Annotated in this window: 1 pseudogene; it reads left to right on the top strand. The window is 65.3% G+C overall.

The features are described 5' to 3' along the window. Window positions 1–242 (top strand): annotated as a pseudogene (locus tag SB719_RS22210) (cell division protein FtsZ); the annotation flags it as partial.

The following is a 242-nucleotide window of genomic DNA, read 5'->3' as shown; positions in this document are numbered from 1 at the left end:
CCGTGGTCACCAAGCCGTTCCCGTTCGAAGGCCGTCGCCGCATGCAGGTCGCGCTCAAGGGCATCGAAGAGATGTCGGCGCATTGCGACTCGCTGATCACGATCCCGAACGAGAAGCTGATCACCGTACTCGGCCGCAACGCCACGATGATCCAGGCGTTCCGTGCCGCCAACGACGTGCTGCTGGGCGCCGTGCAGGGCATCGCCGACCTGATCGTCCGTCCGGGCCTGATCAACGTCGAC

It is taken from the genome of Pantoea sp. SIMBA_079 (assembly GCF_046940275.1).
In the GTDB taxonomy this organism is placed as follows: domain Bacteria; phylum Pseudomonadota; class Gammaproteobacteria; order Enterobacterales; family Enterobacteriaceae; genus Pantoea; species Pantoea borealis.
This window is presented reverse-complemented; position numbering and strand designations above follow the sequence as displayed.